The organism is Stenotrophomonas sp. TWI169 (assembly GCF_039674705.1).
Classification (GTDB): Bacteria; Pseudomonadota; Gammaproteobacteria; order Xanthomonadales; family Xanthomonadaceae; genus Stenotrophomonas; species Stenotrophomonas maltophilia_P.
Genome location: NZ_JBDJOB010000003.1, coordinates 136,088 through 159,083, shown reverse-complemented (window position 1 = coordinate 159,083; position 22,996 = coordinate 136,088). Strand labels below are relative to the sequence as shown.

Annotated in this window: 20 protein-coding genes; 13 read left to right on the top strand and 7 right to left on the bottom strand. The window is 67.8% G+C overall.

Annotated elements, in window-relative coordinates:
* The first annotated feature begins 81 nt into the window (after positions 1-81).
* On the top strand, positions 82-2,613 hold the full coding sequence (locus tag ABE543_RS03785) for an exo 1,3/1,4-beta-D-glucan glucohydrolase (RefSeq protein ID WP_262101390.1): 2,532 nt from the start codon (positions 82-84) through the stop codon (positions 2,611-2,613).
* An 80-nt stretch (positions 2,614-2,693) separates the two neighbouring features.
* On the opposite strand, the gene rho is transcribed toward ABE543_RS03785, so the two are convergent.
* On the bottom strand, positions 2,694-4,433 hold the full coding sequence (gene rho, locus ABE543_RS03780; protein ID WP_346475326.1) for a transcription termination factor Rho: 1,740 nt from the start codon (positions 4,431-4,433) through the stop codon (positions 2,694-2,696).
* Positions 4,434-4,663: 230 nt separating this feature from the next.
* Positions 4,664-4,993 (bottom strand): thioredoxin, encoded by a 330-nt coding sequence (trxA, locus tag ABE543_RS03775; protein ID WP_025878607.1) that lies wholly within the window; start codon positions 4,991-4,993, stop codon positions 4,664-4,666.
* A gap of 523 nt (positions 4,994-5,516) precedes the next feature.
* Here trxA and rhlB point away from each other — a divergent pair.
* From rhlB to rpoH, 6 genes are all read left to right on the top strand, one after another.
* The gene (gene rhlB / locus ABE543_RS03770) at positions 5,517-7,244 is read left to right on the top strand and encodes an ATP-dependent RNA helicase RhlB (protein WP_065174408.1); all 1,728 of its coding nucleotides are present in this window, start codon (positions 5,517-5,519) and stop codon (positions 7,242-7,244) included.
* 123 nt (positions 7,245-7,367) lie between these two features.
* Entirely contained in the window at positions 7,368-8,054 is a 687-nt protein-coding gene (ftsE, locus tag ABE543_RS03765) for a cell division ATP-binding protein FtsE (RefSeq protein ID WP_053515652.1), read from the top strand.
* A gap of 3 nt (positions 8,055-8,057) precedes the next feature.
* Complete coding sequence (gene ftsX, locus ABE543_RS03760) at positions 8,058-9,005, top strand: permease-like cell division protein FtsX (RefSeq protein WP_053515654.1); 948 nt, start codon at positions 8,058-8,060, stop codon at positions 9,003-9,005.
* A gap of 7 nt (positions 9,006-9,012) precedes the next feature.
* Positions 9,013-9,855: a response regulator gene (locus ABE543_RS03755; protein ID WP_053515655.1), complete on the top strand. Its 843-nt coding sequence runs from the start codon at positions 9,013-9,015 to the stop codon at positions 9,853-9,855.
* A complete protein-coding gene (ung, locus tag ABE543_RS03750) occupies positions 9,852-10,565 on the top strand; it encodes a uracil-DNA glycosylase (RefSeq protein ID WP_346475325.1) in 714 nt (237 codons plus the stop codon). The genes ABE543_RS03755 and ung overlap by 4 nt, the downstream gene beginning before the upstream one ends.
* 277 nt (positions 10,566-10,842) lie before the next feature.
* Positions 10,843-11,718 carry an RNA polymerase sigma factor RpoH gene (gene rpoH, locus ABE543_RS03745; RefSeq protein ID WP_053515659.1) on the top strand — a complete coding sequence of 292 codons (876 nt, stop codon included), beginning with the start codon at positions 10,843-10,845 and terminating at the stop codon, positions 11,716-11,718.
* A gap of 82 nt (positions 11,719-11,800) precedes the next feature.
* On the opposite strand, the gene purD is transcribed toward rpoH, so the two are convergent.
* Positions 11,801-13,087 (bottom strand): phosphoribosylamine--glycine ligase, encoded by a 1,287-nt coding sequence (gene purD, locus ABE543_RS03740; protein WP_346475324.1) that lies wholly within the window; start codon positions 13,085-13,087, stop codon positions 11,801-11,803.
* A gap of 61 nt (positions 13,088-13,148) precedes the next feature.
* A complete protein-coding gene (purH, locus tag ABE543_RS03735; RefSeq protein WP_065174411.1) occupies positions 13,149-14,732 on the bottom strand; it encodes a bifunctional phosphoribosylaminoimidazolecarboxamide formyltransferase/IMP cyclohydrolase in 1,584 nt (527 codons plus the stop codon).
* 210 nt (positions 14,733-14,942) lie between these two features.
* Between purH and ABE543_RS03730 the strand changes: the two genes are divergently transcribed.
* From ABE543_RS03730 to ABE543_RS03705, 6 genes are read left to right on the top strand one after another with little or no spacing between them, the layout of a single operon-like run.
* On the top strand, positions 14,943-15,560 hold the full coding sequence (locus ABE543_RS03730) for a CDP-alcohol phosphatidyltransferase family protein (RefSeq protein ID WP_197600794.1): 618 nt from the start codon (positions 14,943-14,945) through the stop codon (positions 15,558-15,560).
* 24 nt (positions 15,561-15,584) lie between these two features.
* Positions 15,585-17,348: a bifunctional alpha/beta hydrolase/class I SAM-dependent methyltransferase gene (locus tag ABE543_RS03725; RefSeq protein ID WP_197600793.1), complete on the top strand. Its 1,764-nt coding sequence runs from the start codon at positions 15,585-15,587 to the stop codon at positions 17,346-17,348.
* The gene (locus ABE543_RS03720) at positions 17,345-18,682 is read left to right on the top strand and encodes a phosphatase PAP2/dual specificity phosphatase family protein (RefSeq protein ID WP_346475342.1); all 1,338 of its coding nucleotides are present in this window, start codon (positions 17,345-17,347) and stop codon (positions 18,680-18,682) included. The genes ABE543_RS03725 and ABE543_RS03720 overlap by 4 nt, the downstream gene beginning before the upstream one ends.
* Positions 18,679-19,116, top strand: coding sequence for a hypothetical protein (locus tag ABE543_RS03715; RefSeq protein WP_065181556.1), 438 nt, complete (start codon positions 18,679-18,681; stop codon positions 19,114-19,116). Before ABE543_RS03720 ends, ABE543_RS03715 begins: the two co-directional genes overlap by 4 nt.
* 12 nt (positions 19,117-19,128) lie before the next feature.
* Positions 19,129-19,758 (top strand): 1-acyl-sn-glycerol-3-phosphate acyltransferase, encoded by a 630-nt coding sequence (locus ABE543_RS03710; protein ID WP_197571058.1) that lies wholly within the window; start codon positions 19,129-19,131, stop codon positions 19,756-19,758.
* Positions 19,755-20,750, top strand: coding sequence for a phosphatidate cytidylyltransferase (locus ABE543_RS03705; protein WP_053515673.1), 996 nt, complete (start codon positions 19,755-19,757; stop codon positions 20,748-20,750). Before ABE543_RS03710 ends, ABE543_RS03705 begins: the two co-directional genes overlap by 4 nt.
* Before the next feature lie 29 nt (positions 20,751-20,779).
* On the opposite strand, the gene fis is transcribed toward ABE543_RS03705, so the two are convergent.
* The 3 genes from fis to prmA form a co-directional block, all read right to left on the bottom strand.
* A complete protein-coding gene (gene fis, locus ABE543_RS03700; protein ID WP_005419706.1) occupies positions 20,780-21,055 on the bottom strand; it encodes a DNA-binding transcriptional regulator Fis in 276 nt (91 codons plus the stop codon).
* A gap of 115 nt (positions 21,056-21,170) precedes the next feature.
* A complete protein-coding gene (locus ABE543_RS03695) occupies positions 21,171-21,923 on the bottom strand; it encodes a DUF3426 domain-containing protein (protein WP_111186285.1) in 753 nt (250 codons plus the stop codon).
* Positions 21,924-21,965: 42 nt separating this feature from the next.
* A complete protein-coding gene (gene prmA / locus ABE543_RS03690; RefSeq protein ID WP_053515676.1) occupies positions 21,966-22,886 on the bottom strand; it encodes a 50S ribosomal protein L11 methyltransferase in 921 nt (306 codons plus the stop codon).
* Positions 22,887-22,996: the final 110 nt, after the last annotated feature.

Here is a 22,996-nt window from a genome sequence, read left to right as displayed (position 1 = left end):
AGGACGGGCGTCCGATCGCCCATACCGACGTGCCGCTGCAGTCCCGCACGCCAGGAACGTCATCCACGGAGGTAGTACCCAGTGAAGCGCCCCACCCAGACCCTTCTTTCCGGCTGTCTGCTGGCCGCCCTGGCCGCATCGGCGGGTGCCGCGCCGTCCACGGGCGAACGCCTGCAGGACTGGCCGCGCGTCCACAGCGTGATCGCTGCAGATGCGGATATCGAAAGGCGCGTGCAGGAGATCCTTGCGCAGATGACGCTGGCGCAGAAGATCGGGCAGATGACCCAGGCCGAGATCAAGACCATCACGCCGGACGAGGTGCGCCGCTACTACATCGGCTCGGTCCTCAATGGCGGTGGCTCCTGGCCGGGCATGGACAAGCACGCCAGCGTGCAGGACTGGCTGCAGCTGGCCGATGCCTACCACGCTGCATCGCTGGCAACCGATGCGAAGACGCCGGTGCCGGTCATCTGGGGCACCGATGCGGTGCACGGCCACAACAACGTGCTGGGTGCGACCCTGTTCCCGCACAACATCGGCCTGGGCGCGGCCGGCGATGCCGAACTGATCGAACGCATCGGCGAGGCGACCGCGCGCTCGGTGCGCGCCACCGGCATCGGCTGGGTGTTCGCACCCACCCTGGCCGTGGCCCATGACCCTCGCTGGGGCCGCACCTATGAGAGCTATACGTCCGACCCGGCGGTGATCCGCAGCTACGCCCACGCCTACGTGAAGGGAGCACAGGGCACCTTCAAGGACGACGGCAACGTGGTCACCACCGCCAAGCACTACCTGGGCGATGGTGCCACCGACAACGGCCGCGACCAGGGTGAGGCGCTGGTCGACAAGAACACCATGATCAACGTCCACGCGCAGGGCTACTATGGTGCGCTCGCCGAGGGGGCGCAGACGGTGATGGCCTCGTTCAACAGCTGGAACGACCGCGCCGCAGGCGTGGACTACGGCAAGATGCACGGCAGCAAGGCGCTGCTGACCGATGCGTTGAAGGACAAGATGGGTTTTGATGGCTTCGTCGTCTCCGACTGGAACGGCATCGCGCAGGTGCCGGGCTGCCGCAACGACAGCTGTGCGCAGGCCATCAATGCCGGCATCGACATGGTGATGGTGCCCGACGACTGGAAAGCGTTCATCGCCAACACCACCGCGCAGGTCAAGAGCGGTGAGATTCCGCTGACGCGCATCGACGATGCGGTCGCCCGCATCCTGCGGGTGAAGCTGCGCGCGGGCCTGTTCGACCACAAGCCGTCCGACAGCCGCTACGCCGGCGATGCCAGTGCCGTGCAGCACCGTGACCTGGCCCGGCGTGCCGTGCGCGAATCGCTGGTGCTGCTGAAGAATGAAGGCAAGGTGCTGCCGCTGCGCCGCGATGCACGGGTGCTGGTGGTCGGCAAGAGCGCCGACAGCATCGGCGACCAGTCCGGTGGCTGGTCGCTGACCTGGCAGGGCACCGAGAACAGGAATTCCGATTTTCCCAACGCCGATTCCGTGCTGGGCGCGCTGCGCGCCGAACTGGGTGCGGACAAGGTCAGCTTCAGCGCCGATGGCCAAGGCGTCGATCCGAAGGCTTTCGATGTGGTGCTGGCGGTGATCGGTGAGACGCCCTATGCGGAAACCAACGGCGATATTCTCGCTTCGGATACCGTCAGCCACAGCCGGGCCTACCCGCAGGACCTGGCCGCGCTGAAGGCCGCAGCTGCAACCGGCAAGCCGGTGGTGACCGTCTACCTGTCCGGTCGCCCGATGTATGTCAACGACCTGCTCAATCTGTCCAGCGCCTTCGTCGCCGCCTGGCTGCCGGGCACCGAAGGCAAGGGCGTGACTGATGTGCTGGTGGCGGGCAAGGGCGGCAAGCCGGCACACGACTTCCGTGGACGCCTCAGCTTCCCGTGGCCGGGCGTTCCGTGCCCGGCACCGATCGACCAGCCCGACGCGAAGAAGCCGGCGCTGTTCGCGCTTGGCTATGGCCTCAGCTACGCCAAGGGCGGCAAGGTCGCCAGGCTCGAGGAAGCTGACCCGGACAGCTGCGGCGAAGTCACCGTGCTGCCGATCTTCAACCGCGCCGACACGCCGCCATTCGCCCTGCACGTTGCCGCCGCGGGAGCGACCCAACCGCTTGGCAATGATCTGAACGCTACGCTGCGCTGGCCCACCGCCAAGCCGGTGGTGCAGGTGCGCACCGTGCAGGTGAACACCCAGCAGGACGCCAAGGAGGTGACCTGGCGGGCCCCGGCGCAGCTGATCGCACGCAGCACCTCGCGCCGCAATCTCGGCGCACTGGCGCGCAGCAACGGCGCGCTGCAGTTCGATGTGCAGCTGGTGAAGCGCCCGGCATCGCCGGTGAAGGTGACCATGCAGTGTGGCAGCGGCTGTGAGGGTGGGGTGGACATCGCCCCGCAGCTGGTCGCGCTGGCGCCCGGGCAGAAGCAGACGGTGACCGTGCCATTGGCCTGCTTTGCAAAGCGCGGCGTGGACCTGGGCGCGGTGGAAGCCCCGTTCGTGGTCAGCGCCGACGCGCCGTTCGCCGCGGCATTCACCCAGGTCAGGTTGACGGCCAACACGGCTACCGCCGAGGGCGCGGTGGCCTGCCCGTAAGGGCCACGGTAGCGCTGGGCCATGCCCGGCGAATGCGCTGTTCCCGAGCAAAAAAAGCCCCGCAGTGCGGGGCTTTTTTCTTATCGCTTCATCGAACCGAAGAACTCGTCGTTGGACTTGGTGTTCTTCATCTTGTCCAGCAGGAATTCCATCGCGGCCATTTCATCCATCGGATGCAGCAGCTTGCGCAGGATCCAGATCTTCTGCAGCAGTTCCGGCTCGATCAGCAGGTCTTCGCGGCGGGTGCCGGAGCGGTTGATGTCGATGGCCGGGAACACGCGCTTCTCGGCGATGCGGCGGCTCAGGTGCACTTCGCTGTTGCCGGTGCCCTTGAACTCTTCGTAGATCACCTCGTCCATCTTCGAGCCGGTGTCGACCAGCGCGGTGGCGATGATGGTCAGGCTGCCGCCTTCTTCAACGTTGCGCGCGGCACCGAAGAAGCGCTTCGGGCGGTGCAGGGCGTTGGCGTCCACACCACCGGTCAGCACCTTGCCCGAGCTCGGCACGACGTTGTTGTAGGCGCGTGCCAGGCGGGTGATCGAGTCCAGCAGGATCACCACGTCCTTCTTGTGCTCGACCAGGCGCTTGGCCCGTTCGATCACCATTTCGGCGACCTGCACGTGGCGTGCGGCCGGCTCGTCGAAGGTCGAGCTGATGACCTCGCCGCGCACGGTGCGCTGCATTTCGGTCACTTCTTCCGGGCGCTCGTCGATCAGCAGCACGATCAGGTGCACGTCCGGATGATTGGTGGTGATCGCGGTGGCGACCTGCTGCATCATCATCGTCTTGCCCGCTTTCGGCTGGGAGACGATCAGCGAGCGCTGGCCCTTGCCCTGCGGGGCCATCAGGTCGAGGATGCGGCCGGTGATGTCTTCCGACGAACCGTTGCCGCGCTCCAGGGTGAAGCGGCGACGCGGGAACAGCGGGGTCAGGTTCTCGAACAGCACCTTGTTCTTCGACGCTTCCAGCGGCTCACCGTTGATGGTGTCCACGATCGACAGCGCGAAGTAGCGCTCGCCGTCCTTCGGGAAGCGGATGCGGCCGGACAGGTGGTCGCCGGTACGCAGGTTGAAACGGCGGATCTGGCTGGGCGAAATGTAGGTGTCGTCCGGGCCGGCCAGGTAGCTGGCTTCGGCCGCGCGCAGGAAGCCGAAGCCGTCCGGCAGGATCTCCAGCACGCCATCGGCGGCGACGCCGTCGCCATGGCGGGTCAGCACCTTCAGCAGGGCGAAGATCACATCCTGCTTGCGGGCACGCGCCACGCCTTCGGAGATCTGCAGCTGTTCGGCGATTTCCAGCAGCTTCTGCGCCGGCATCCGCTTGAGATCGCTCAGCGAATAGACCGGGAAGCCTTCCGGCACCGTCGGCTGCACGCGCGGCACGAACGCCTGCTGCTCGCCGCCCTCGTTGGGCATGCCGTCATCGCGGAAGCGGTTGTTGCGGTCGCGGTCGCGGCGGTTGCGGAAACGGTCACGGCGGTTGCCCTGACCCTGGCCTTGGCCCTGCTGGCCATTCTGGTTGTGCGGATGCTGGCCGCCACCCTGAGGGTTCTGCTGCCGCGGCTGGCCGGATTCGCGACCCTCACCGCCTTCACCGCCGCCACTGCTGGCAGGGGCCTCGGCGGCGGGCGCGCTCGGCGCGGGAGCGGCTGCGGCCGGCGCCGGTGCTTCGGGCGCGGCGGCCAGCGGCAGAGTCGGCTGCGCGGGGGGCGCGCTGGTTTCGGCGGCGGCCGGTGCGGCAGCCTTGGTCACGCGGGCCTTGCGCACGCGCTTTTCGGCGGGCGCTTCTGCGCTGCCGGTTTCGGGAGTGTTATCGGACAAGAGCGTTATTCCTCGCTTGAAGGTGCGAGCGCCCGGCTGGGGCGGCGAACGTTGGGGATGGGTCTGGAAGAAACTGCGTCCAGAAGGTGCGGCACGCGAACGCGGCCGGATGTGCCGACACTATCATCGGCCCGCGGCGCCGTGCAAGGGTCGCCGGGAACAGCATTCATGCAGGCGCGGTCCGCGCCTGCCGGCAGCCGCACCGGGCGGCTGCCGGAGTCGTTACAGGATCAGGCCAGGGCCTTGTCCAGCAGGCCGGCCAGCTGGGCCTTGCCCACCGCGCCGATCTGCTCGCCGACCTTCTCGCCATCCTTGAACACGACCAGGTACGGGATCGAACGCACGTGGTACTTGGCGGCCAGCGCACGATTGTTGTCGACGTTGACCTTGGCGATCTTGGCGCGGCCCTGGTAGGCATCGGCCAGCTCGTCCAGCGCGGGGGCGATCATCTTGCACGGGCCACACCACTCGGCCCAGAAATCGACCAGCACCGGTTCCTTGGAATTCAGCACGGCGCTATCAAAGTCGGCATCGCCGACGTGTACAACCTTGTCGCTCATCTTGGTTTCTCGTCTTGGATTGCACCCGGCCAGGCCGGAGGTGGGTGAACTGGGCCTTGCCCGGTGGCGCGACCCTCGTCGTTGCCTCGCGGCGTCCTGCCGCGGTGCGTTCGGCGGGATGCCTGGACGCTCACGGCCGGCAGTGTACCCCTATCGCGGGGCATGGACAGTGGCCGGCTGGAACCCAGCGTATCGTGATCGTTTCGAAGCGCGGTATGTGTCGGATTTCACTGTCTTCCTGAAGTGGGGGCCGGCAGCTGCGGACTCCAGCGACCCCGGCAGGGCTGTTCAAGCGCGGTGTGGCTGGGTGAAGAGGCGTCCCGCACGGGCCTGTCTCGCGGTTGTGTGAGACGGTTCATTCCGGTTTGGCCGCCGGAGTGCGTTAAACTGGGGCATTGAGCGGCGCGCGGACCCGGTGGTCCCCGGTCCGCCGACCCGCCGCAGGGGCCGCAGTTTGCGACGGTGCCCCCAGACGATGCAGTGCCGCCCGCCCGCTGGCCGGTGGCCATACCAAGACGGACTCATGAGCGACAAACCGCTGACCGATTTGACCTTTTCCTCCTTTGAGCTGCATCCGGCCCTGCAGGCCGGCCTTGAAGGAGCCGGATTCACCCGCTGCACCCCGATCCAGGCGCTGACACTGCCGGTCGCGCTGGCCGGTGGTGATGTCGCCGGCCAGGCCCAGACCGGCACCGGCAAGACGCTGGCGTTCCTGGTTGCCGTGGTCAACCGCCTGCTGAGCCGCCCGGCGCTGGCCGACCGCAAGGCGGAAGACCCGCGCGCGCTGATCCTGGCGCCCACCCGCGAGCTGGCGATCCAGATCCACAAGGACGCCGTGAAGTTCGGTTCCGACCTGGGCCTGCGTTTCGCCCTCGTCTACGGTGGCGTGGATTACGACAAGCAGCGCGAGATCCTGCAGCAGGGCGTGGATGTGATCATCGCCACCCCCGGCCGCCTGATCGATTACGTCAAGCAGCACAAGGTGGTTTCGCTGCACGCCTGCGAGATCTGCGTGCTGGACGAAGCCGACCGCATGTTCGACCTGGGCTTCATCAAGGACATCCGCTTCCTGCTGCGCCGCATGCCCGAGCGCACCACCCGGCAGACCCTGCTGTTCAGCGCCACCCTCAGCCATCGCGTGCTGGAGCTGGCCTACGAGCACATGAACGAGCCGCAGAAGCTGGTGGTCGAAGCTGAAACAGTGACCGCCGCGCGCGTGCGCCAGAAGATCTACTTCCCGGCCGACGACGAGAAGATCCCGTTGCTGCTGGGCCTGCTCTCGCGCAGCGAAGGCGCCCGCACCATGGTCTTCGTCAACACCAAGGTCTTCGTCGAGCGCGTGGCGCGTTCGCTGGAAAAGGCCGGGTACCGGGTCGGCGTCCTGTCCGGCGACGTGCCGCAGAAGAAGCGCGAGAGCCTGCTCAACCGCTTCCAGAAGGGCCAGCTGGAAATCCTGGTCGCCACCGACGTGGCTGCCCGCGGCCTGCATATCGACGGCATCAAGTACGTCTACAACTACGACCTGCCGTTCGACGCCGAAGACTATGTGCACCGCATCGGCCGTACCGCACGCCTGGGCGAAGAGGGTGACGCGATCAGCTTTGCCTGCGAGCGTTATGCGATGAGCCTGCCGGACATCGAGGCCTACATCGAACAGAAGATTCCGTCCGAGCCGGTCACCAAGGAACTGATGACCGCACTGCCGCGTCCGGAACGCCCGGCCACGGTCGCTGGCGAGGACGGTGACGAGAACGAGAGCGTCGGCCAGATCTTCCGCGAGGCGCGCGAAGCCCGCGCCGCCGAGGAAGAGCGTCGTGGCGGTGGCCGCAGCGGTGGTCGCTCCGGTGCCGGCCGTGGCGAGCGCCGCGATGGCGAGCGCAGCGGCGAACGCCGCTCGCGTGGTCCGCGCAAGCCGCGGGTGGAAGGCGAGCAGGGCGCGACCGCGCCGGTGGAAGGTGCCGGGTCCGGCACCCCGGCCCAGGCCCCGCGTCCGCCGCGTCCGCCGCGTGCCGAAGGTGCTCCGGAGCTCGCGGCGGACGGCGAGCGCAAGCCGCGCAAGCGCCGTCGTCGTCGCCATGGCCGTCCGGTCGAGGGTGGCGAGGCGATGGTCGCCAACGGCAGCGCCGGCAACGGTGCCTCGCCGGTGACGCCGGTTCACGTGGTGGCCAAGCCGGTGCGCAGCACCGACGCCGCCGACTCGTTCCTGACCCGCATCGGCCGCAAGATCCGCCGGATGCTGTCGGGCGGCTGATCGGCGCGCCCGGTCAGCGGTAGCGCCGGGCCATGCCCGGCGCGCGCAGCGGCAGATCAACGATTCCACCCGGGCGCGTCCCGGCGCTATCGATACTTCGCGCCGGTCCTGCATAATCGGGGCATGAGTGTCCTGCGCTTCGACAATGTCAGCAAACAGTACGCCGGTGGCCACGAAGCACTGATCGACGTCAGCTTCGAGGTCGCGCCGGGCGAAATGCTGTTCGTCACCGGCCATTCCGGGGCGGGCAAGAGCACCCTGCTCAAGTTGATTCACCTCGACGAGCGGCCCAGCCGCGGCGCGGTGGTCTTCGACGAGCGCAACCTGCTGAAGGTGCGCGGCGGCGACGTCCCGCGCCATCGGCGCGCGGTCGGTGCGGTGTACCAGGACCATCGCCTGCTGATGGACCGGACCATCGCCGAGAACGTGGCACTGCCGCTGATCCTGCGCGGTACGCGCCGTGGCGACATCGGCAAGCGCGTGCGTTCCGTGCTGGAACGGATGGGCCTGGGCCATCGCGAGAAGGCGCTGCCATCGCAGCTGTCGGCCGGCGAACAGCAGCGCGTGGGCATCGCCCGCGCCATCGTCGGTGAACCCAAGCTGTTGGTTGCCGACGAGCCGACCGGCAACCTGGACCCGACCCTGGCGGCGGAGATCATGGCCCTGTTTGCCGAGCTGCCCGCGCGCGGCACCAGTGTGCTGGTGGTCAGCCACGACCTTCCCCTGCTGCGTCGCATGCGCAAGCGCGTGCTGATTCTCGACCACGGCCGGCTGGTGGACGACATCTCGCCGCAGGATCTGGCGGAGTAACGCATGGCGAAGAACGAAAACAGCGAAGCCGCCGCACCCTCGCGTCTCGGCGTGTGGTTCCAGCACCACGTGCACAGCGTGGTGTTCAGCCTGGGCCGCGCCTGCCGCAAGCCGTGGGCGACCCTGCTGACGGTGATGGTCATGGCGCTGGCGCTGGCACTGCCACTGGGCCTGTCGATCGCGCTGGACAACCTCAAGCATTTCGCCGGCAGCGTGCAGCAGTCGCGCGACATCAATGTCTTCCTCAAGGGCACGGTGGATGGCCCGGGTGCGTTGCGCCTGGCCGGCCAGCTGCGCGACCGCGATGACGTCGGCGAGGTGACCGTGCGCACGCCCGAGCAAGGGCTGCAGGAGCTGCGCGACGCCGGCCTTGGCGAGGCGATCGACGCGCTGAACGACAATCCGCTGCCGTCTCTGCTGGTCATCACCCCGGGGCAGGGCAAGGACGATGCGCGTCTGGCGCGTGCGCTGGAAAGCCTGCCCGAGGCCGATCTGGTGCAGCACGATGCGCTGTGGCGCCAGCGTCTGGATGCGTGGCTGGCGTTCGGCGCGCGGCTGGTACAGGTGCTTTCGGTGCTGCTCGGCGTCGGCGCTGCGCTGGTGGTCGGCAATACCGTGCGCCTCGACATCCAGGCACGGCGCGAGGAAATCGGCGTGCTGCAGCTGCTCGGCGCCAGCGATGGCTTCATCCGCCGGCCCTTCCTGTATCTGGGCGCCTGGTACGGGCTGGGCGCCGGCGCGGTGGCGCTGGCCCTGATCGGTGTTGCCGGCGCCGCCCTGCGCGCGCCGCTGGCTGACCTGTCACGCAGCTACGGCAGCCCGTTCGTGCTGCACGGCCTGGACCTGCTGCATGGCAGCCTGGTCCTGCTGGGCACGCTGCTGCTGGGGTGGCTGGGCGCGTGGCTGGTCACCGGCCACTTCCTCCGCCAGACCCGCCCGACCGACACCTGAGACCGGCATGCAACCGCAAGCGCTGAAGCACCTTGAAGGGCCCGCTACGCGGGTGATGGTGGTCGACGGTTCCAAACTGGTGCGCAAGCTGATCGCCGACGTGCTGCAGCGTGATCTGCCGGGCGTGGAGGTGATCGGCTGCGACAGCATCGAGGATGCCCAGCAGGCGCTGGCGCAGGGGCCGGTGGACCTGGTCACCACCTCGCTGACCCTGCGTGACGGCGACGGCCTGGCGCTGGCGCGGACGGTCCGCGAAGCTGCCGGCCAGGCATACGTGCCGGTGATCGTCGTCTCCGGCGATGCGCAGCAGCATCTGGAGCAGCGGCGCTTCACCGAGTACGTCACCGACTATTTCGACAAGGCGCTGGGCCATGAGGCCCTGGCGACCTTCATCCGTGGCTATGTGCAGCCGCAGACCATTCCCGGGGCGACCATCCTCTACATCGAGGACAGCCGGGTGGTGGCGGAGGCGACCAAGCGCATGCTCGAACGCCAGCAGCTCAACGTGCTGCACGTGGTCAGTGCCGAAGAGGCCTTCACCCTGCTCACGGCCGAATCGCTGGGCCGCAGCCGCCACCGCATCGACCTGGTGTTGACCGACGTCACCCTGAAGGGCGAATTGAGCGGACGCGACGTGGTGCAGCGCGTGCGCGTGGATTTCGGCTACGGCAAACGCCGACTGCCGGTGCTGGTGATGACCGGCGACGGCAATCCACACAACCAGACCGGGTTGCTGCAGGCCGGTGCCAATGATCTGGTGCTGAAGCCGATCGAGGAGCGCCTGCTGGTGACCAAGGTGCTGTTCCAGCTGCGCCTGGCCCGCTTGAACGATGGACCCCTGTTGCGATGACCGATGACGTAGTGGACACCCCGACGATCCAGCTGGAACCGAGCTGGAAGCAGCAGGTCGGCGATTACCTGTTGCAGCCGCAGATGCGCGAACTCTCCAGCTTCCTGCGCCAGCGCAAGGCGGCCGGCGCGGCGGTGTTCCCGCCGGGGCCGCAGATCTTCGCGGCGTTCGACGCCACGCCGTTCGAACAGGTGAAAGTGGTGATCCTGGGCCAGGACCCGTACCACGGGCGCGGCCAGGCGCACGGACTGAGCTTCTCGGTGCCCGCCGGCGTTCCGGTGCCGCCATCGCTGCTGAACATCTACAAGGAGATCGAGGGCGACCTCGGCATCCCCCGTGCCGATCACGGCTGCCTGGTGCCGTGGGCGCAGCGCGGCGTGCTGCTGCTCAATGCCGTGCTGACGGTGGAGGAGGGCAGGGCCGGCGCCCACCAGGGCCGCGGCTGGGAAGGCTTCACCGACCACGTGGTGGATGTGCTCAACCGCGAACGCGAAGGCCTGGTGTTCATGCTCTGGGGGGCCTACGCGCAGCAGAAGGGCAAGGTCATCGATACCCGGCGCCACCGTGTGCTGAAAGCCCCGCATCCCTCGCCGCTGTCGGCCCATCGTGGCTTCCTCGGCTGCCGGCATTTCTCGATGGCCAACGACTACCTGCAGCGTCGCGGGCAGGCGCCGATCGACTGGTCGCTGCCGCCGCGCGCGGCGCTTTGACCTCCGCCGGCAGCCGGGCCTGAACACCGGGCAACGTTTCCTGGCCTGAATGGGCCTCCGGAACGGCCCGTTCAGCTCCGCTTGACCGGAATCGGCCGGTTCCCGGCAGGTAATTGATTGAATTCCAAGGGATTGTGAATCCCGAAAAGCGCGCTCGCCACTGTCATCAAATCGCGCTACGGTAGGGCTCTGTTTGGGACCAGTGTTGCATCAATAGGATGCTGGAACTTTTTCCTCCTTTAGCAGTCCAAATCCCGGACTGCTAAGATGGGTGCCTATGAGCCAGAACACCTCTACTGCCCTTGTGGCAAACAATCTCCCGATTCCCAGTGCGCTCGGTTCGCTGGACGCCTACATCGGTGCCGTGCACCAGATCCCGGTGCTGTCGGTCGATGACGAACAGGACCTGGCCCGTCGCTTCCGCGACGGCAACGATCTGGACGCTGCCCGTGAGCTGGTGCATTCGCACCTGCGCTTCGTGGTGCACGTGGCCCGCGGCTACAACGGCTACGGCCTCGCCCTGGGCGACCTGATCCAGGAAGGCAATATCGGCCTGATGAAGGCGGTCAAGCGCTTCGACCCGGACATGGGCGTGCGCCTGGTGTCCTTCGCCGTGCACTGGATCCGTGCCGAGATGCACGAGTTCATCCTGAAGAACTGGCGCATCGTCAAGGTCGCCACCACCAAGGCGCAGCGCAAGCTGTTCTTCAACCTGCGCAAGTCGAAGACGCGCCTGGGCTGGATGAACGCCGCGGAAGTCAGCGCGGTGGCCAAGGATCTGAACGTGTCCGAGCGCGAGGTCATGGAAATGGAGTCGCGCCTGTCCGGTCGCGATATCGGTTTCGATGCGCCCAGCGACGAGGATGATGATCATGCGCCGCCGTCGCCGGCCGCATACCTGGTGGCCAACGATGAAGATCCGTCGATGGCCTACGAGCGTGCCGACAGCGAGGACAACCAGCTGCAGCTGCTGCGCGAAGGCATGGCCGAACTGGATGCGCGTTCGCGTGACATCATCCGCCGCCGTTGGCTGGATGCGGACAGCAAGGTGACGCTGCAGGAACTGGCAGACGAGTACGGCGTGTCGGCCGAACGCATCCGCCAGGTCGAGGCGAATGCCCTGAAGAAGATGAAGGCGCTGTTCACCGCGTGATGTGACATCACAGGTATCCAACAGAAAACCCGGCATTGCCGGGTTTTTTTGTTGGGCCTGCCAAGCAGCAGTCCGCTGCCTTTTACGCGTGCTCACGCGCGATCGCGCGCCAGCCGATGTCGTTGCGGTGGAATTCGTTGGCCCAGCTGACCTTGGCCACACCGGCGTAGGCGTTGGCCTGCGCATCGCGCACGCTGTCACCCAGCGCCGCCACGCACAGCACGCGGCCGCCCGCACTGACCACCCGGCCCTGTGCGTCCAGTGCAGTACCCGCATGGAAGACCTTGGCGCTGCCCGGCACCTCATCCAGGCCGGAAATCACATCGCCGGTGACCGGCGATTCCGGGTAAGGTTTTGCGGCCAGCACCACACCCAGCGACGGGCGCGCATCCCACTGTGCCTGCACCTGGTCCAGGCGGCCATCAATGGCGGCTTCCACCAGCTCGACCAGATCCGACTGCAGGCGCAGCATCACCGGCTGGGTTTCCGGGTCACCGAAGCGCACGTTGAACTCGATCACCTTTGGTGCGCCGCTGGCATTGATCATCAGGCCTGCGTAAAGGAAGCCGGTGAACGGAATGCCGTCGGCGATCATGCCCTGCACGGTTGGGTTCACCACCTCGCGCATCACCCGCGCGTGCACCTCCGGCGTGACCACCGGGGCCGGTGAGTACGCGCCCATGCCGCCGGTGTTCGGCCCGGTATCACCGTCGCCGACTCGCTTGTGATCCTGCGAGGTGGCCATCGGCAGCGCATGCACGCCATCGACCATCGAAATGAAGCTGGCTTCCTCGCCGTCGAGGAATTCCTCGATCACCACGCGTGCGCCGGCGTCACCGAATGCGTTGCCGGAGAGCATGTCGCGCACCGCATCCTCGGCCTCGGCCAGGGTCATTGCAACGATCACCCCCTTGCCGGCGGCCAGGCCATCGGCCTTCACCACGATCGGCGCACCCTTCTCGCGGATGTAGGCCAGTGCCGCCTCCACGTCGGTGTGCACGGCGTAGAACGCGGTCGGGATGTTGTGCCGGGCCAGGAAGTCCTTGGCGTAGGCTTTGCTGCCTTCCAGCTGGGCAGCGGCGGCGGTTGGCCCGAAGATGCGCAGGCCGGCGGCACGGAACCGATCGACGACGCCTGCCACCAGCGGCACTTCCGGGCCGACCACGGTGAGTTCAACACCTTCGGCCTGGGCCAGGGCCAGCAGGCCATCGATGTCGGTGACCTTCACCGCCACGTTGCGGCACTTGTCTTCGGTGGCGGTGCCGGCGTTGCCGGGTGCCACGAGTACCTCATCGACGCGGGAGGACTGGGCCAGCTTCCATGCCAGGGCGTGTTCGCGGCCGCCGGAGCCGATGACGAGGATCTTCATGGGACAGGGTTCTCGTAAGCAGAAAAGAAAAGCCGGGCAGGGCCCGGCTTGGTGATGCGGATCAGTGGCGGAAGTGGCGCACGCCGGTGAACACCATGGCCAGGCCATGCTCGTCGGCGGCGGCGATCACCTCGGCGTCGCGCATCGAGCCGCCCGGCTGGATGACCGCCTTGATGCCGGCGGCGGCGGCGGCATCGATGCCGTCGCGGAACGGGAAGAACGCATCGGAAGCCATCACCGAGCCTTCAACCACCAGGTTCGCGTCGGCCGCCTTGATGCCGGCGATGCGCGCCGAATACACGCGGCTCATCTGGCCGGCACCGACGCCGATGGTGCGGTTGTCCTTGGCGTACACAATCGCGTTGGACTTCACGAACTTGGCGACCTTCCAGGCGAACAGCAGGTCGGTGAACTGCTTGTCGGTCGGTGCCAGCCTGCTGACCACTTTCAGTTCGTCACGGGTCATGCCGCGGTTGTCCGAGGACTGCAGCAGCAGGCCCGAGCCGACACGCTTGCTGTCGAAGTTGTTCAGGCCGTCGCCATGCGGAATGCGCAGCACGCGCACGTTGGCCTTCTTCTGCGCGTATTCCAGCGCCGCCGGCTCGTAGTCCGGTGCGATCAGCACTTCCACGAACTGACGGTCCAGGATGACCTGTGCGGTGGCGGCGTCCAGCGGCTTGTTGAAGGCGATGATGCCGCCGAAGGCACTGGTCGGGTCGGTGGCGTAGGCCAGCTCGTAGGCATCGCCGTTGCCGGCACCCACCGCCACACCGCACGGGTTGGCGTGCTTGACGATGACACAGGCCGGCGCATCGAACTGGCGCACGCATTCCCAGGCGGCATCGGCATCGGCCAGGTTGTTGTAGCTCAGTTCCTTGCCCTGCAGCTGCTGGAAGGTGGCCAGGGTGCCCGGCACCGGGTACAGGTCGCGGTAGAACGCGCCGCTCTGGTGGGGGTTCTCGCCGTAGCGCAGGTCCATCACCTTGACGAAGGTGGAGTTCATCTGCGCCGGGTACTCGGCACGCACCGGCACGGCGGCGTCGGTGGCGGTGACCGCCGACAGGTAATTGCTGATCGCCGCATCGTACTGGGCGACTCGGTTGAACGCGGCGACCGAGAAGGCGAAGCGGGTGGCCGCCGGCAGCTGGCCATCATGGGTGTCCAGGGCGCCCAGCAGCTCGGCGTACTGCGACGGGTCGGTGGCCACGGCCACGCGGGCGAAGTTCTTGGCCGCCGAGCGCAGCATGGCCGGGCCGCCGATGTCGATGTTCTCCACCGCGTCGGCCAGGGTGCAGTCGGCCTTGGCGGTGACCGATTCGAACGGGTACAGGTTCAGTACCAGCAGGTCGATGGCGCCGATGCCGTGTTCGGCCATCACGGCGTCATCCAGGCCCGAGCGGCCCAGCAGGCCGCCGTGCACCATCGGGTGCAGGGTCTTGACCCGCCCGTCCATCATTTCCGGGAAACCGGTGACCTCGGCGACGTCCTTCACGGCCAGGCCCGCATCACGGATCGCCTTGGCAGTGCCGCCGGTGGACAGCAGCTCGACGCCGCGGGCGGCCAGAGCGGTGGCCAGCTCGACCAGGCCGGTCTTGTCGGAAACGGAGAGGAGGGCCCGACGGACGGGCAACAGATCAGCAGTCATGGGACAGGGCAATCGGCAGCGGAGCGGGGCCGATATTGTAGGCGGTGGGGGCCGACGGCGGGCGGCGGCGGCAAAATTGACCGGCCCCAACGGCCCTGCGACCGCCTTCGGTATGCCCTGGCCGGCGCCGCGCCGCGGACATTTCGACGGAGGTGCGCTCCCAATCGGGTAGGCTGTGCCGGAACTGCCAGGGAGCTGCGGGTTCGGATCGTGTCGATCTATGCATTGAAAGGACGTTTCCAGGACCTGCTGCGTCCGACCGTAGGCGGCCTGCATCGCGCGGGGATCACTGCCAATGCGGTGACCGTGGCCGCTGCCGTGGTCTCGCTGCTGGTCGCCGTCGTGGTCTGGTGCTGTGCGCCACAGCAGCCGCTGCTGTATCTGGCCCTGCCGCTGTGGATGCTGCTGCGCATGGCCCTCAATGCCGTGGACGGCATGCTGGCCCGCGAGTTCGGCCAGCAGTCGCGGCTGGGCGCCTATCTGAACGAGCTGTGCGATGTGGTGGCCGATGCGGCGCTGTACCTGAGTCTGCTCAGCGTGCCGGGCGTTCGCCCGGAAGCGCTGTGGTTGCTGGCCTGGGGCGCAGCACTGAGCGAGTACGCCGGCGTGCTGGGCCTGATGGTCGGTGCCAGCCGCCGCTATGACGGCCCGATGGGCAAGAGCGACCGTGCCTTCGTCATCGGCCTGCTGGGCCTGCTGCTGGCGTTCGGTTGGGCCGGTGCCTTGACGGTCGGCGGCGTGGCCGCAGCGATGGCGCTGCTGTGCGGGGTAACGGCGGTCAACCGCGTCCGGCGGGGACTGAAGGAAGCGGCCACAGCGCAGCGATAAGTCAACAGCCCACCAGGAGAAGGCATGCGTCAGGTGCAGGAACGGGAATTCCACAGCTTCGACCAAGTACCGCTGTTCTACCGGCACTGGCCGGTTGCGGCCGCAGGCACACCACCGGGGCGCACGGTCCGGGCCATCGTGCTGCTGCATCGTGGCCACGAGCATTCAGGGCGGGTCGCCCACCTGGTGGACGAGCTGGACCTGCCGGAGATCGCCTTCTTCGCCTGGGACGCGCGCGGCAACGGCCGCTCGCCGGGCGAGCGTGGCGACGCACCGGGCTTCCCTGCGCTGGTGCGCGACCTGGACAGCTTCATCGCCCACATCGGCAGCGAGCACGGCATCGCGGTCGAGGACATCGTCGTGGTCGCGCAGAGCGTGGGCGCGGTCATCGCTGCGACCTGGGTACACGACTATGCCCCCCGCCTGCGCGCGCTGGTGCTGGCGTCACCGGCATTCAAGGTGAAGCTGTATGTGCCGTTCGCACGTCCAGGCCTGGCCCTGATGCAGAAGCTGCGCGGCAATTTCTTCGTCAACAGCTACGTCAAGCCGCAGTGGCTGACGCATGATCCGGCACGGGTGGAGAGTTACCGCACCGATCCACTGATCACCCGGCCGATCTCGGTACGCGTGCTGCTGGGCCTGTATGAAGCCGCCGACCGCATCGTGGCCGACGCGCAGGCGATCAGCGTGCCGGTGCAACTGCTGGTGTCCGGCTCCGACTTCGTGGTGCACCGTGGTCCGCAGGACCGCTTCTATGAGCGCCTGTCCAGTCCGATCAAGGAGCGCGTGTACCTGCCGGGTTTCTTCCACGACACGCTGGGCGAGCGCGATCGTGCACCGGCACTGGCGCGCATCCGCGACTTCATCCAGGCGCGTTTCGCCGAACCGCTGCGCACGCTGTCGCGGCGCGACGCGCATCGGCATGGGCCGACGTTCGAGGAGTCGGAGATCCTGGCCTGGCCTCCGGAACGCAACAGCCTGGCCGACCTGCGCTGGCGCGGGGTGCGTGCGGGCCTGCGCCTGGGCGGCACCCTGTCCGAAGGCATCGCGCTGGGCCTGCAGACCGGTTTCGACTCCGGCAGCACGCTGGACTACATCTACCGCGACGAAGCGCGCGGCAAGGGGCCGCTGGGGCGGATGATCGACCGCAACTACCTCGATGCGATCGGCTGGCGCGGCATCCGCGTGCGTGGCCAGCACCTGCAGGAACTGCTGCGTGATGCGGCCATGCGCCTGCGCGGTCAGGATCTGCCGGTGCAGGTGCTGGACGTGGCCGCCGGCCATGGCCGGTATGTGCTGGAAGCTCTGGGCCAGGGCGAACAGCGCGCCGACCGCATCGTGCTGCGTGATTTCAGCCCGCTCAATGTGACCCAGGGCCAGGCCTTGATCGAACGGCTGGGAGCCGCCGACATCGCCCGCTTCGAGCAGGGCGACGCGTTCGATCCGGCGTCGTTGGCGACGGTGGAACCCGCGCCGACGCTGGCTGTGGTCTCAGGGCTGTACGAGCTGTTCCCCGACAACGACGCCGTGCTGCGTTCGCTGCAGGGTATTGCCGCGGTGGTGACGGAGGGGGGCTACCTGGCCTATACCGGCCAGCCCTGGCACCCGCAGCTGGAATTCATCGCCCGTGCACTCACCAGCCATCGCGGGGGCGCGGCCTGGGTCATGCGACGGCGCACCCAGCAGGAGATGGACGAGCTGGTGCGGCTGTCGGGCTTTGAGAAGGTGACCCAGCGCATTGACGCGTTCGGCATCTTCACCGTATCGCTGGCGCGTCGGGTCGCCTGATGGCCATCACCGCAACGCCGATCGTTGCCGATGCACCGCGTCCGTGGCGCCGCGCGCTGCTGTGGTTGGCGGTGCTGGGCCCGTTCTTCTTTGCCAGTTATGGCTTTGCCAACTGGATGGCCGGCCGCCACGACGTGGTTCCGGTTGTCGTGTTCGACTGGGAGACGCGCATTCCGTTCGTGCCCTGGACGATCGTGCCGTACTGGTCGATCGACCTGTTCTACGCGGTGTCGTTCTTCCTGTGCCGGCAGCGCCTGGAGCTGGACCGCCATGCGCTGCGGCTGCTCAGCGCACAGGTGATCGCAGTGGCCTGCTTTCTGCTGTGGCCGCTGCGCTTCAGCTTCGAGCGGCCGGAGACGGGCGGTGCCTATGGCTGGTTGTTCGAAGTGCTGCTGGGGTTCGACAAGCCTTTCAACCAGGCGCCGTCATTGCACATCGTGCTGCTGATCGTGCTGTGGGTGAAGTTCGCCCACTACCTGCAGGGCGCCTGGCGGCTGGTGCTGCATGCGTGGGCATTGCTGATCGGCATTTCGGTGCTGACCACGTTCCAGCATCACTTCATCGACATTCCCACCGGCCTGCTGGTGGGCTGGCTGTGCGTGTGGCTGTGGCCGGACCAGGGAACACCGCCGTTGCGTGCCTGGCAGTCCGCGGAGGATCCCGCGCGGTGGCGGCTGGCGCTGCTCTACCTTCTGGGTGCCGCCGTGCTGCTGGTGCCGGCGCTGGCGCTGCGAGGCACTGCGCTGTGGCTGCTGTGGCCGGCGATCTCGCTGCTGCTGGTGGCGCTGGCGTACGCCGGACTGGGCACGGCCATGTTCCAGAAGCGCGACGACGGGCGCCTGACCATGGCCGCGCGCTGGCTGCTCGCGCCTTACCTGGGCGCCGCCTGGATCAATTCGCGGCTATGGACATGGCGGGCACCGCAGCCCTCGGCGGTGGCCGATGGCGTGTGGTTGGGACGGATTCCACGGGCGGCCTTGGCGTCGGCACTGCACGGCGTGGTCGATACCTGCGCAGAGCTGTCGTGCCGGGCGCCAGGTGCTGCGTATGCCAGCGTTCCGATGCTGGACATGGTGGTGCCCTCGCCGGCGCAGCTGCGCGAGGCCGCTACCGCCATCGAACGCCTGCGCATGCAGGGGCCAGTACTGGTGTGCTGTGCCCTGGGCTATTCGCGCAGTGCGGCCAGCGTAGCGACCTGGCTGCTGTGCAGCGGCCGGGCACGGGACGCAGCCGAGGCGGTTGCACGGATACGTGCCGCGCGGCCCTCCATCGTTCTGCATGACGACCACCTGCGCGCCATCCAGGCCGCCATCACCTCGGAGAGCCCCGCATGAGCCTCGCTGTCGACCTGCCGATGATGCGCCTGCTGCTGCGCCAGGGCCGGCTGCCCGCTGCGCTGTCGCTGGGACTGCTGCTGGTGGCGTTGCTGCTGCTGGGCATCGAGCCGGGACTGGCGATGTTCGCGGCCGGCCTGTTGCTGCTGAGCGTGGCGGCGGGGATGGTGCAGGCGTACTACGCGGTGCGCGTACAGCTGGACGCCAGCCTCCTGCAGCTGCTGTTGCAGGAGAATCTGCACGGTGAGGCGGCGGCCGAACGGGTGGACGCGGCCCTGCATGTCGCCGGCCTGCGCCGCCGCGACGCACAGGCGCCTACGCGCGGATGGGATGTGCGCTGGGCGGGCATGCGGGGCCTGCTGCTGCGCCAGTACGCGGCAGCGCTGCTGCAGTTCGCCACGCTGCTGCTGGCCGTGCTGTGGCCGCAGACCTGAGGGGAGACATCGATGTTTGCTGAACTGATCGCCCGCGCCTGCAGTGGCGCCATCCATGTGCTCACCGGCGCGCGGGCGCTGTGGGTCGGATGCGCGCCCTCCAGCGAGCGCCGTGTCTACTACGGCAACCACGCCAGCCACGGGGATTTCGTGCTGATCTGGTCGTCGATGCCGCCGGCACTGCGGCGGCAGGTGCGTCCGGTGGCGGCCGCCGAATACTGGCAGCGCGACGCCCTGCGTCGCTACCTGATCGATGCGGTGTTCAACGGCGTGCTGGTCGAGCGCGAAGCGGCGCGCCGCCAGCAGGATCCGCTGCAGGCGCTGCGTGACGCGGTGGATGCGGAGTGCTCACTGATCCTGTTCCCGGAAGGCACGCGCAACGTCGGCGATGAGCCGCTGCTGCCGTTCAAGAGTGGCATCTACCATCTTGCGCGGCAGCGTCCGGAACTGGAATTCGTCCCGGTGTGGATCGACAACCTGAAGCGGGTGATGCCCAAGGGACGGTTCCTGCCGTTGCCGTTGCTGTGCACGGCCACCTTCGGTACTCCGCTGCGGCTGCAGGCCGATGAGGACAAGACGGCGTTTCTCGAGCGCAGCCGCCAGGCGCTGCTGGATCTGGCGCCGGACGGAGGACGCGCATGAGCGGGTTGATCGCCGTATCGGGTGATCTCGCCGCGCGCAGCGTGGGCCAGCAGACCGGGCTGCTGTTCGCCGGGGTCGGCGCGGTGCTGGTGCTGGCGACGCTGGTGGCCGAGACCCTGCGCTGGCGGCAGCGTGGACGGCCCAGCGCGGTCATCGCCAATCTGGTCTCGCGCATCCGCGCCTGGTGGGTGATGGCGATCGTGGTCGGCCTGGCGCTGCTGTTCGGCCGGGCCGGGGTGATCGTGCTGTTCGCGATCATCTCGCTGTTTGCCCTGCGCGAGTTCATCACCCTGGCACCCACCCGGTCAGGTGACTACTACGCGCTGCTGGCGGCGTTCTACATCGTGCTGCCCTGGCAGTACTACCTGGTGTGGATCGACTGGTATGGCATGTACACGCTGCTGATTCCGGTCTATGCGTTCCTGTTCCTGCCGATCCTGGCCACCATCGGCGGTGACACCACGCATTACCTGGAGCGCACGGCCAAGGTGCAGTGGGGGCTGATGATCTGCGTGTTCTGCATTTCGCACGTGCCCCTGCTGCTGAACCTGCGTGTGCCCGGGCATGAGCCCGCGCGCAACGTGCTGCTGCTGGCGTTCCTGGTGATCGTGGTGCAGTCCTCGGACGTGCTGCAGTACATCTGGGGCAAGCTGCTGGGCAGGCGCCTGATCGCGCCCAGGCTGTCGCCGTCGAAGACAGTGGAGGGCTTCATCGGTGGCGTGCTGAGTGCCAGCGTGGTGGGTGCTGCGCTGTGGTGGATCACGCCGTTCACGCCGCTGCAGGCGTTCGGCCTGTCGCTGTTGATCAACCTGATGGGGTTCTGGGGTGGCCTGGTGATGTCGGCGATCAAGCGCGACCGTGGCATCAAGGACTGGGGCCACATGATCGAGGGCCATGGCGGCATGCTCGACCGGCTGGATTCGGTGTGCTTCGCCGCACCGGTGTTCTTCCACGTGGTGCGGTATTACTGGAAGGCGGGCGGCGGCGGGTGACCCCGCTTCCACGACGTCGCCATCCGCGCTCAGGCGCTGATGCCGTATTCCTTCAGCTTCTTGCGCAGCGTGGCACGGTGGATGCCCAGCATCGCCGCGGCCCGGCTCTGGTTGCCTTCGCAGTGGTTGAGCACTTCCACGAACAGCGGAATCTCCATCTCGCGCAGCACGATCTCGTAGACGTCGTCTGCATCGCAGCCATCAAGGTCGCGCAGGTACCGGCGCACGGACTGGGCGACGTGTTCGCGCAGCGGTGGCCGGGGAGCGCCACGACTGTTGTCAGGACGAGAAAGGACAGCGTTCAAGGGGGTTCCCGATCTGGTTGGCCCGTGCACGCGGAGCGCGCGGCCGGATGAGGTGGTGGCGGTCAGTCTAGCGCGAGCGTGCCCGACCTGCCATGGCTGGTCGCCTTCGTCCCGATCACAGGAACTCGAAGGTGAATGCGACAGTGGACGCCGCAGGCTCCTGCACGCGGAACGCGATGTGTGCGCTCTGACCCGGTTCCAGCACGGCGGTACCCGGGTTCTCGCCGAGGTACTGCGTGGGGCTGAAAACGTCACTGCCGATGACCCGTCCGTCCGCATCGGACAGCGAAAGCCGCAGGTCGGGCCAGGCCTGTGGCCATCGCGCGTCATTGCGGATGCTGGCCTGGACCTGCAGTACGCCGGCCTGACCAGGCAGCGGGCGGATGTCGCGACTGGTCATGGTGAAGGCGGTGGGTTCGTGCCAGGCGGGCAGGCTGCAGCGCAGCACGCTGCACAGCGCCACCAGCCATGTGCGGTGGCCGGCATCGGCGGCCAGCCGCGCGCGGTCGGCGAGCACGCTCTGCAGGATCAGCAGCGCCGCCAGCCCCGCCACCAGCAGCCAGTGCCAGCGCGGCGCCGGGCGCGAGCGTGAAGGTGCACGGGCGAGGAAACCGGGTGCGTCATGGTTCGATGGTGATGCCACCGCCGCGGCATGCGGGGGCACATCATCGGTGTGCTGCGGAACGGGTTGCGCAGTGATCACCGCCGCTGCCGGCGCATGTTCGATCTCCGCCGCAGTGGGTTCGGGCGCCGGACCGGCCTGTGCAGGCGTATCGACGTGCGCCTCGACGGCAGGTGCCGTTCCGCCTTCCGGCGCGGGGCGCAGGAAGGTGGCCAGTGGACGTCGTGCGGGGGTCGGCTCGGACATGCTCACGGTGCGGGTTCGGGTCGAGCGCTCATTCAAACACGATCAGGCGCGGCGCACGCCGGTGATGCGCATCCAGTCGCCATCGCGGGTCGCCTGCAGGTCGTCGAACCAGGCACTGTAACGCTGCAGCAGTTCGTGCTCCTGTCCATGCAGGATGCCCGACAGTGCGATGCGGCCACCGCCGGCCACGCGCGCGGCCAGCAGTTCGGCCAGCGCATCGAGGGCCGAGGCGAGGATGTTGGCGACCACGATGGGATAGGTTGCCACCGGCTCGTCCTGTGGCAGATAGACCTGCATGCGGCCCTGCTCGCCATTGCGCTCGGCATTGTCGGCGGTCGCGACCAGGGCCTGCGGATCATTGTCCACGCCGATCGCCTCGGCGGCGCCCAGCTTCAGCGCAGCCAAGGCGAGGATGCCCGAGCCGCACCCGAAATCGAGCACGCGCTGGCCCTGCAGCTGGCCGTCCACGGCCAGCTGGTCCAGCCAGCGCAGGCACAGCGCGGTGGTGGGATGAGTACCGGAGCCGAAGGCCAGGCCCGGGTCCAGCCGGACGACGGCCGCGTCGGCGGCCTGCGCCGCCTCCGGCAGCTCATGGTTCCACGGCACGATCCAGGTGCGGCTGCCGAAGTCCATCGGCTGGAACTGGTCCAGCCAGGCACGCTCCCAGTCCTCGTCCTCGACGGCGCGGAAGCTGCCACCGCTCCAGTCCAGTTCCGGGTCGAACGCTTCCAGCGCCGCCAGCAGCAACAGCGCGTTGCTGTCAGCCGGGAACAGCGCCGTCAGCACCAGGCTGTCCCACAGCGGCGTCTCGCCCACGCCCGGTTCCAGGATCGCCTGCTCGTTGCTGGTGTCGGCCTCGGCATCGAGCAGGGTCACGGCCAACGCCCCGACATCCTCCAGCGCATTCTCATAGCGGGGCTGGGTGGCTTCGGTGCAACGCAGGGTCAGTTCCAGGAACGGCATGGGATCGGGGGCAATCGCGGGAAAGGGGGCCATGCTAGACCATCGGGGCGTCTCCGTATGCTCTGAGATGAACGCCCCCCGTTCAGACAGGCCTGCCGGGCCTTGCTAAA